This is a genomic window from uncultured Megasphaera sp., from assembly GCF_958350005.1.
Lineage (GTDB): Bacteria > Bacillota > Negativicutes > Veillonellales > Megasphaeraceae > Megasphaera.
Window position 1 is genome coordinate 1 of record NZ_CATWFF010000082.1, and the last position, 9,079, is coordinate 9,079.

At 54.0% G+C, this 9,079-nt stretch carries 10 protein-coding genes; all 10 read right to left on the reverse strand.

The features are described from left to right. Positions 1-204: 204 nt before the first annotated feature. The 10 genes from Q3886_RS06095 to rpsO all read right to left on the reverse strand — a co-directional run bounded on the left by Q3886_RS06095 (position 205) and on the right by rpsO (position 8,945). Positions 205-468: a type II toxin-antitoxin system RelE/ParE family toxin gene (locus Q3886_RS06095; RefSeq protein ID WP_301860315.1), complete on the reverse strand. Its 264-nt coding sequence runs from the start codon at positions 466-468 to the stop codon at positions 205-207. Beyond that, positions 468-689, reverse strand: coding sequence for a type II toxin-antitoxin system RelB family antitoxin (relB, locus tag Q3886_RS06100; RefSeq protein WP_301860316.1), 222 nt, complete (start codon positions 687-689; stop codon positions 468-470). Before relB ends, Q3886_RS06095 begins: the two co-directional genes overlap by 1 nt. Before the next feature lie 327 nt (positions 690-1,016). Further along, positions 1,017-1,211 (reverse strand): hypothetical protein, encoded by a 195-nt coding sequence (locus tag Q3886_RS06105; RefSeq protein WP_301860317.1) that lies wholly within the window; start codon positions 1,209-1,211, stop codon positions 1,017-1,019. Between the two features lie 100 nt (positions 1,212-1,311). Further along, the gene (gene rlmD, locus Q3886_RS06110; protein WP_301860318.1) at positions 1,312-2,691 is read right to left on the reverse strand and encodes a 23S rRNA (uracil(1939)-C(5))-methyltransferase RlmD; all 1,380 of its coding nucleotides are present in this window, start codon (positions 2,689-2,691) and stop codon (positions 1,312-1,314) included. 71 nt (positions 2,692-2,762) lie between these two features. Continuing rightward, the gene (locus Q3886_RS06115; RefSeq protein ID WP_301860319.1) at positions 2,763-4,067 is read right to left on the reverse strand and encodes a thymidine phosphorylase; all 1,305 of its coding nucleotides are present in this window, start codon (positions 4,065-4,067) and stop codon (positions 2,763-2,765) included. A 13-nt stretch (positions 4,068-4,080) separates the two neighbouring features. Further along, entirely contained in the window at positions 4,081-5,253 is a 1,173-nt protein-coding gene (locus tag Q3886_RS06120) for a phosphopentomutase (RefSeq protein WP_301860320.1), read from the reverse strand. 14 nt (positions 5,254-5,267) lie between these two features. Continuing rightward, on the reverse strand, positions 5,268-5,825 hold the full coding sequence (locus Q3886_RS06125; protein WP_301860326.1) for an NUDIX hydrolase: 558 nt from the start codon (positions 5,823-5,825) through the stop codon (positions 5,268-5,270). A 92-nt stretch (positions 5,826-5,917) separates the two neighbouring features. After that, entirely contained in the window at positions 5,918-6,367 is a 450-nt protein-coding gene (gene dut / locus Q3886_RS06130; protein ID WP_301860321.1) for a dUTP diphosphatase, read from the reverse strand. Between the two features lie 9 nt (positions 6,368-6,376). After that, positions 6,377-8,539: a polyribonucleotide nucleotidyltransferase gene (locus Q3886_RS06135; RefSeq protein WP_301860322.1), complete on the reverse strand. Its 2,163-nt coding sequence runs from the start codon at positions 8,537-8,539 to the stop codon at positions 6,377-6,379. A gap of 139 nt (positions 8,540-8,678) precedes the next feature. Next, complete coding sequence (rpsO, locus tag Q3886_RS06140; RefSeq protein ID WP_301860323.1) at positions 8,679-8,945, reverse strand: 30S ribosomal protein S15; 267 nt, start codon at positions 8,943-8,945, stop codon at positions 8,679-8,681. Between the last annotated feature and the right edge of the window lie 134 nt (positions 8,946-9,079).

A 9,079-nucleotide genomic window follows, 5' to 3' on the forward strand; every position in this document is an offset into this window, starting at 1 on the left:
AAAACTCACTGTATTACCCAAACCTATGCGACGCAAAGAAAATTTTTAAGATTAAAATAAAAAAAATCCCGCCACCGTGCGCCAACACGATGACGGGAAGCGCCGGCGGTATTACCAGTACCATGCCGGCAAGTATAATCACCTGTCTATAAGGGGCTGCAATAAAATGAGTTTTTTACCCGTTTTATTGCAGCCCCTTATACTTTACTCGTACACGTCCCGGCGATGGCCAATCGTCAGGGCTAAAATAATGAGGCGGTCGTCCTGAATCTGGCAAATAAGACGATAATCACCAATACGATACCTCCACTGGCCACTACGATTGGCGGTCCATCCTTTCCCGTAAATTCTTGGATTTTCACATCCAACTAAATGCTTGACAATCCATGCTTTCATCATACGTTGGGTATATTTGTCCAACTTCTTAAACTCTCTGTCAAATCGAGTCGTTGTTTCTACGGAATACATTATACACCGACTTCTTTCCATAATTCGGAGATAGGACGGCTTTTCTTGCCATCTTTTACATAATCCCGATACGCTTCTTCAAAAACTGCACGGTCATACTCTTCGTCAATTCGTTCAAACAGGGCGCGTTTAAATGCTTCACCAACAGTCATAGAGTGGAGTTTTGCATAGCTGTCTACAAGCTTGCGTTCTTCTTCATTAAGTCTGATAGAAAATGCCATGTCAATCACCTCTTTAGTACATTGTACTACGAGCGGATGAGGGGTGTCAATCTCACTGTCCAGGAACTGGCAGAGCATGGTCACGTACTGCAGCTGCACCGCCTCCTTTCAGGCATGAAAAAAGCGCTCCCTCTATGGTGAACGCTTTTCCCATAAAGGAATCTTTGGCAGGCGTAGCAGACTCCTGCATCTCTCGGGTTTTCCCTGTCAGTACCATCGGCGTGTGGACGCTACGAAGTTTTCCACCTCAAAGATTCCTTTTTGTATCTTCATTATATCACGGTTCATTGCAAAAAGGCCATGCCGCACGGACGTGGCCTTGTATAGCTATTCTGTTTTCATCATGCGTTCAGCCCGTTCCCGGTCCTTTTTGATGATAGATGCAAATTCTTTAATCAGTTCCCATTCGTCATCAAAAGCCCGCACGGCGTGCTGTTTGCGCTGAACGCTGGTGTCTTTCGTTGTACCTTTGGGACGACCGGCACCAGCCCGTTTGCCGCCCCATCCGGTTGTATTACTCATGATGTTTCACCACCTTATCGCTCAGTATACCTGTTCCTGATTTTCCTGCTTATGCGGCACATTTTTTATAAAAGAAACTTGCCGCAAATAGGGGCTTCCCTTACCGTCTCACCAGCAGTACTACCGTTTCCACGTGGTGGGTTCGGCTGAACATGTCGACAGGCTGTACTTTCTGTACGGCATAGCCGTGTTCGTTCAGATAAGCCAGGTCGCGGGCCAGGGTTGCCGGATTGCAGGATACGTAGACGACTTTCTTCGGCCTGCTCTGGGCAATGGCTGCCAGAACGGGCTCGCCGCATCCCGCTCTGGGCGGGTCGAGGACGATGACGTCAGGGCGAATGCCGCTGCGGATCAGTTCCGGCAGTTTGTATACGGCGTCGCCCAGAATGAATTCGGCATTCCGGATATGATTGTCCCTGGCATTTTTCACGGCATCTTTAATGGCTGGCGCCACGATTTCAATGCCATAGACCTGTTTGGCCTGCTGGGCTAAAAACAGGGTAATCGTGCCGGTGCCGCAGTACACATCGGCGACGATTTCCTTTCCCGTCAGGCCGGCAAAAGCCAGGGCCGTTTCATACAGCTTCTGCGCCTGTTCGCTGTTGACCTGGAAAAAAGACTGGGCCGACACGGCAAAGGTCAGGGGGCCAATGGAGTCATGAATGGCCGGCGCGCCGTAAATGACGCGGGTCTTTGGCCCGAGAATGACGTTGGTGTGGCGGGTGTTGACGTTCTGCACGATGCTTTTGATCTGCGGCAGTGCCGTCCGGAGCATGCGGACCAGGTCTTTCATATGGGGCACCATGTCGCAGGCCGTAACCAGACAGACCATGAGTTCTCCTGTGTGGACGCCGACGCGGCCCATAATGTGGCGGACAATGCCGGTCCGTTCATCTTCGTTATAGGCGGGAATTTTATAGTCCTTCATCCACTGGCGGACGACGGCGGCAATGCGGTTGTTGTCGTCTTTCTGAATGGCACAGGCTGCTACGTCAATGACCTGATGAGTAGCGGCGGCAAAGCAGCCAATGGCCACGCTGTGCCTGCCGACAGCGGCGACGGGAACCTGCATTTTATTGCGGTAATGCCAGGGGCTGGCTGCCCCCAGTGTCGGCAGCACGTCTATATGCTGCAAATGGCCAATTCGTTCCAGCGCGTCGATGACTTGCTGCCGTTTTTCTTTCAGCTCCCCTTCATAGCTCAGATGCTGGAGCTGACAGCCGCCGCACTGCTCGTATACGGGACACAGCGGCTTTACCCGGTCTGGCGACGGTTTGACGATTTCCGTCAGGGCGGCAAGGGCGTACTGCTTTTTGACCACTGTCACCCGGGCCTGCACGGACTCGCCGGGAAGGGCTCCCGGCACAAAGACGGTGAAATTTTCATAGCGGCCGACGCCTTCGCCGTTGGTGCCAAGGCGTACTATATCGATAGCATAGGTTTTTCCCTTTTGTACGGGAATCTGCCTGCGTTGTTTCATGCGTACCTTCCTTTACAGATAAAAACAGGGACTGCATGGTGCAATCCCTTTGTGTGTAAGTCCTGTTCCATTTATACGATACATTCGCTGACCACAGGCTCCATGACTGCAGCCTGATAGGGCGTGACGATAATCTGATCTGCTGCAGCCTGGGCCATGTCCATCATGGGCGCATCAGCCTTTCCATATATCGTAAACAGCGGTTCTCCTGCCCGGATCGGATCATAAAGTTCTTTAAACAGGCGAATGCCCACCATGGGATCAATGGTGTCGCCTTTACGGCGCCGTCCGGCCCCCATGGCCATGGCAATTTCGCCAAGAGCCCGGCCGTGAATAGCCGTAATATACCCCGTATCCGTGCAGACTGCCGTAAACACCTGGGGTGCCTTCGTCAGGGGCCTGCGGCCGATCCACGACGTATCGCCGCCCTGAGCCTGGACACATTCCCTGAATTTTTTCAGCCCCTGCCGACTGGCAATCAGGGAGCGGATGATCTGTCTTCCCTGCCCTTCATCGGCTGCTTTGCCGCCGGCAATGAGCATATGGGCGCCAATGACTTCGACTACTTCCATGAGCCGGCGCCCTCCCGTTCCCGACAGGGCTTCGACAGCTTCATCCACTTCCAGGCTGTTGCCGATAGCCGTGCCAAGGGGCGCTTCCATGGAGGTGACGACGGCCCGCGTCTGCTTTCCGGCCAGCTTGCCAATGGCAACCATCGTCCGCGCCAGGGACAGGGCCCGTTCTTTGGTCTTCATAAAAGCGCCGTCGCCGTATTTGACGTCCAGGACGATGGCGTCGGCACCGGAAGCGATTTTCTTGCTCATAATGGAGCTGGCAATGAGGGGGATGCTTTCTACCGTTCCCGTCGCATCGCGCAGGGCATAGAGCTGTTTGTCTGCCGGCGCAATTTCACCGGACTGGGTAATGAGGGCCAGGCCAATGCGGCGGACCTGTTCCAGAAAGCGCTGTTCCGGCAGTTCCACATGAAATCCGGGAATGGCTTCCAGCTTATCTGCCGTACCGCCTGTAAATCCCAGGCCTCGGCCGCTCATTTTGGCTACAGGGACACCGGCAGCAGCCACCAGGGGCGCCACGATAAGCGTCGTCGTGTCGGCAATGCCGCCGGTACTGTGCTTATCTACCTTGATGCCGGGAATGGACGACAAGTCGACCCTATCGCCGGACCGGGCCATGGCGTCGGTCAGCACCGTCGTTTCTTCGGCATTCATGCCCTGCAGATACACAGCCATAAGCCAGGCCGCAGCCTGATAATCGGCAATCTGTCCTGCCGTATATTCCTGAATGAAGCGGCGTATTTCCTGAGGCGCCAGCGTCCTTCCGTCCCGTTTATGGGCAATGCAGTCAATAGGCCACATAAGGCATCCTCCTTTACGGCAGTTCTGAAAGAAAACTTTGACCAAAAGCCAGACCAGTAAGGCCGAAATTTTCCATAATCGTGCGGCCCAAATCGGCATAGGTTTTTCGAATGCCCAAATAGGCCGGTCCGTCAAAGGACGGGCTGTAGGCCAGGAGGGGCACCTGTTCCCGCGTGTGGTCCGTGCCGTGCCACGTCGGGTCGTTGCCGTGATCGGCCGTAATAATCAGCAGTTCGTCGTCGTGCAGTTCCGGCAGGAAGTCTCCCAGCATGCCGTCAAAGTCTTCCAGGCACTGGGCATAGCCGGCGACATTGCGGCGATGGCCGTACTGGCTGTCGAAGTCGACGAAATTGGCCATGACCAGACCCTGCTGGCCGCGATGAGCCTGAAGCTGTTTCGTCAGCTCAGCCATATCTTCTGTATTATTAGCGGTATGATAGGATTCGGTCAGGCCTACATGGGCATAAATATCGCCGATTTTACCGACGCCGACGACGAAGAAGCCTTTTTCCGACAAGTACTGAAATACCATTTTGCGCTTCGGCATGCGGCTGTAATCGCGGCGGTCGCCAGTGCGGACAAAATGGCCCTGTGTGCCCACAAAGGGGCGGGCAATGACGCGGCCTACTTCATAGGGGCCGACGCAGACTTCGCGGCGCGTAATGTCGCAAATGCGGTACAGCTCTTCCAGGGGAATGACATCGTTGTGGGCAGCAATCTGGAATACACTGTCTGCTGACGTATACACAATGGGAAGGCCTGTACGGAAATGATCCGGTCCCAGACGTTCGATAATTTCCGTTCCCGAAGCGATTTCATTGCCCAAATAGCCATAGCCCGTCTTTTCCGTAAAGGCCTGGAGCAGGTCGGTTGGAAAGGCGTGGGCAAAGGTGGGGAAGGGATTTTCGACGGGATTGCCCATAAATTCCCAGTGGCCGCTGGTCGTATCTTTTCCGGCCGAGACTTCCTGCATCAGTCCGTAAGCCCCCATAACGGGCCCCGGAACGGCATGAATATGGGCGATTTTTCCCAGGCCCAGACGGCGCAGATTGGGCACAGCCAGGGGAACGGCGGCATCAATATGGCCGTACGTATCGGCTCCTTTGTCGCCGAACGCAGCAGCATCGGGGGCACCGCCGGCGCCGACACTGTCCATGACAATGACAATGATGCGATTGTATTTCATCGTACAGGACCTCCTTATATATGCAGGTACTTCCGGGACTTTTCAAAGGCAGCAATGGTCTTGGCATCGACGATCTGGTTGTCGGCAATGAGCTGTTCCACTTCCTGCGGCGTATACCGTTCAATATTCAGGAACTCGTCGTCATCCAGATGCTGCGCTCCTTTATGAAGCTGCCGGGCCAGATAGAGATGAATTTTTTCATCGCAGAATCCCGGCGACGTGTAGATAAAGCCCAGGGAAATGAGCTCGCCTGCCGTGACGGCTGCTTCTTCTTCCAGTTCGCGGGCTGCGCAGATATCAGGAGATTCGCCGTTGTGCTCGATTTTGCCGGCCGGGATTTCCAGCATGGGCTGGGCAGCGGCATAGCGATACTGCCGGACCATGATGATGCGGCCCTGGTCGTCCACAGGCAGAATGGCGCAGGCGCCAAAGTGCCATACAGCTTCGCGGACAGCCGTCTTTTTCGGGCCGCCGGCGCCGTCATCGATTTCTACTGTATCGACAGTTACATGTAATACTTTCCCTGTCATAATTTCTTTGCGCGATACCATTGTTTCCGTACTGATGCTCATCATATGCCTCCCTGTGCGGCACTACGGCCGTAATACAGCGAAGACGCCGCAGGGCAAGGGTTCATCCCTGCTTACGACGTCTTCGGTTATCCTTATTTCCTGCCTGTACTGCCGATTCCGCCGGTGCGGACCGCTGTGGCCCCATCGCCGTTGACAGTCAGGTATTTCATAAAAATTCCCTGGCCAATGCGATCGCCTTTTTCTACCGTATACGGCACATCGCCCGTATTGTAGCAGGCCAGCATAATATGTCCTTCATTATCGCCATTATTGTAGTAATCACTGTCAATAATGCCGGTGCTGTTAGCCAGCATAATGCCTTTTTTGAAAGCCAGGCTGGAACGGATAAAGACGGATAAATATTCATCCTGTTCCATATAGGCCTTCAGTCCCGTTGGCACGACCGTTACTGCATGAGGCGGCAGCACGACTGTTTCGGCTGCTGCCAGATCATATCCGGCACTGCCGGCTGTCTTGCGGACAGGAAGGGCAATGCCTGCCTGCGCATAGGCTCGAACGACTTCAAATCCTCTGCCAGTCATAGTGCTCTCCTATCGTTTCTGACCATCCCGGGGACCGTGGCCGCCGCGGGGACCGCGATTGCCGCTGCGGCGCGGAGCCGGCGTATCATCGCCGCCGCCAAGGAGGGCTTTGCGGGACAGGTTGACCCGGCCCTGGTTGTCGATTTCCACGCATTTGACCATGATTTCATCGCCAATATGGACGACGTCTTCCACTTTTTCCACCCGTTCTTTCGCCAGCTGGGAAATGTGGACCAGCCCTTCCTTGCCGGGCAGTACTTCCACAAAGGCGCCGAAATTCATAATGCGCGTAACTTTGCCCACATAGGTCTGCCCTACTTCTACTTCCTTCGTCAGGTCTTCAATCCATTTTTTCGCCTTTTCACCGCCTGCCGCTTCGACAGAGGCAATATACACGAGGCCGGAATCGTCAATGTCGATTTTGGCGCCTGTTTCTTCCGTAATCTGCTTGATCATCTTGCCCCCTGGCCCGATGACGTCGCGGATCTTGTCAGGATCGATCTGCATGGAAATGATGCGCGGCGCGTAGGGAGACAGTTCTTTCCGCGGTTCGCTGATGGTCTGCAGCATTTTGCCCATAATGTGAATGCGCCCTTCATGAGCCTGCTGCAGGGCCTGGGACAGAATAGCCCGGCTCAGCCCTTTGATCTTAATATCCATCTGAATGGCTGTAACGCCTTTCATCGTACCGGCAACCTTGAAGTCCATGTCACCCAGAGCATCTTCCATGCCCTGAATATCTGTCAGGATCGTAAAGTCGTCATCTTTCGTAACCAGGCCCATGGCGACGCCGGCAACCGGTGCCTGAATGGGAACGCCTGCATCCATCAGGGCCAGCGTGCTGCCGCAGACGCTGCCCATGGAGCTGGAGCCGTTCGATTCGAGGACTTCCGATACGACGCGGATAGCATAGGGGAATTCTTCTTCACTGGGCAGAACCTGAGCCAGAGCCCGTTCAGCCAGCTTGCCGTGACCAATTTCGCGGCGTCCCGGTCCGCGGGACGATTTCGTTTCGCCGACGCAGAAAGACGGGAAATTGTAGTGATGCATATAGCGGCGGTCCGTTTCCAGGCCTACGCCGTCAATATGCTGCGATTCCGACAGCGGTGCCAGCGTGGCAAAGCTCAGAATCTGCGTCTGGCCGCGCGTGAACAGGCCCGTGCCGTGGGTCCGTTTGAACAGGCCTACTTCGCAGCTGACAGGCCGTACTTCATCGACGCGCCGTCCGTCAGGACGAATCTTGTCTACAGCGATCATATGGCGCACAATTTCTTTAATCATCTTCTGGACGATTTCGACGATAACAGGGCGGTCGTCCGGATAGATTTCGTCAAAATGTGCATAAATATCGGCTTCGACAGCATCCATCTTTTCTTCCCGTTCTACTTTGCCCGGCGTGAAGACAGCGGTCTTCATAGCTTCTTCGCCATAGGCATGAACGGCTTCGACAATGTCAGCAGGCGGCTGTTTTTCGACAAATTCCTGTTTGGGCACGCTGATTTTATCGAGGAAGCTCAGCTGAAATTCGACGACTTTTTTAATTTCTTCATGGGCAAACATAATGGCATCCAGAATATCGTCTTCCGGTACCTGTTTGGCGCCGCCTTCGACCATGAGGATAGCGTCTTTCGTGCCGGCAACGACGATGTCCATATCGCTCTGTTCGCTCTGCGCTACTGTCGGGTTGATGACAAACTGTCCGTCAACGCGGCCGACGCGAACACCGGCAATAGGGCCGGCAAAGGGAATATGGGACATGCACAGCGACACAGACGCACCGATCATGGCGGCGATTTCCGGCGCATTGTCGTGATCGACGCAGAAATCATAGGCTACGACGTGGACGTCATGGCGGTATGTCTTCGGGAAGAGAGGCCGAATAGGCCGGTCAATAAGGCGGGCAAAGAGGGTTGCCGATTCAGGGGGCTTGCCTTCCCGCTTAATAAATCCGCCGGGAATTTTTCCGACAGAATACATTTTTTCTTCATAATCGACGGTGAGCGGGAAAAAGTCCGCATCTTCCCGGGCTTCTTTCGAGCCCGTAGCCGTAACGAATACAGCTGTGTCACCGTACCGTACCAGGGCAGCGCCGCTGGCCTGTTTTGCCAATTTACCGACTTCAATCACCAGGGGACGGCCGGCAAAATCCATTTGGAATTTCTGTTCTTCCATTCCATTACCTCCTTATGCGTTCGCAGGTGATAGGCACGAGTATAGGCGCCTCGTCTGCGGCGTCCATGCTTCCACCTACCACCCTGCAGGTTCTGAAAAAAGAGGCTGATGCATCTACATCAGCCTCACAATATGCTAATTATTTACGCAGGTTCAGTTTTTCGAGAATAGCACGATACCGTTCGAGGTCGTATTTCTGCAAATAAGCCAGCAGGTTACGGCGCTGACCAACGAGTTTCAGCAGGCCGCGGCGGGATGCGTGGTCTTTTTTGTTGGCCCGGAGATGTTCCGTCAAATAGGTGATGCGGCTCGTCAGGAGCGCGATCTGTACTTCCGGAGATCCCGTGTCGTTTTCGTTTGCGCCAAATTTAGCGATAATTTCTTTTTTTGCTTCTACTGTTAACATGTGTACTTCCTCCATTTGCTGAAAATATATCATTTGCAAAGCACTAAGTGATCGTCGGAGTATTCGAGACACTGAGCGCCCGTACGACAACATGTATTATACTATAGAGGACGGATGGTGTAAAGTTTTTTACA

What these genes read in the sequence shown, in the direction of transcription:
- Q3886_RS06095 (WP_301860315.1), bottom strand. Translation starts at nt 468, where the DNA reads ATGTATTCCGTAGAAACAACGACTCGATTTGACAGAGAGTTTAAGAAG.
- relB (WP_301860316.1), bottom strand. Translation starts at nt 689, where the DNA reads ATGGCATTTTCTATCAGACTTAATGAAGAAGAACGCAAGCTTGTAGAC.
- Q3886_RS06105 (WP_301860317.1), bottom strand. Translation starts at nt 1,211, where the DNA reads ATGAGTAATACAACCGGATGGGGCGGCAAACGGGCTGGTGCCGGTCGT.
- rlmD (WP_301860318.1), bottom strand. Translation starts at nt 2,691, where the DNA reads ATGAAACAACGCAGGCAGATTCCCGTACAAAAGGGAAAAACCTATGCT.
- Q3886_RS06115 (WP_301860319.1), bottom strand. Translation starts at nt 4,067, where the DNA reads ATGTGGCCTATTGACTGCATTGCCCATAAACGGGACGGAAGGACGCTG.
- Q3886_RS06120 (WP_301860320.1), bottom strand. Translation starts at nt 5,253, where the DNA reads ATGAAATACAATCGCATCATTGTCATTGTCATGGACAGTGTCGGCGCC.
- Q3886_RS06125 (WP_301860326.1), bottom strand. Translation starts at nt 5,825, where the DNA reads ATGAGCATCAGTACGGAAACAATGGTATCGCGCAAAGAAATTATGACA.
- dut (WP_301860321.1), bottom strand. Translation starts at nt 6,367, where the DNA reads ATGACTGGCAGAGGATTTGAAGTCGTTCGAGCCTATGCGCAGGCAGGC.
- Q3886_RS06135 (WP_301860322.1), bottom strand. Translation starts at nt 8,539, where the DNA reads ATGGAAGAACAGAAATTCCAAATGGATTTTGCCGGCCGTCCCCTGGTG.
- rpsO (WP_301860323.1), bottom strand. Translation starts at nt 8,945, where the DNA reads ATGTTAACAGTAGAAGCAAAAAAAGAAATTATCGCTAAATTTGGCGCA.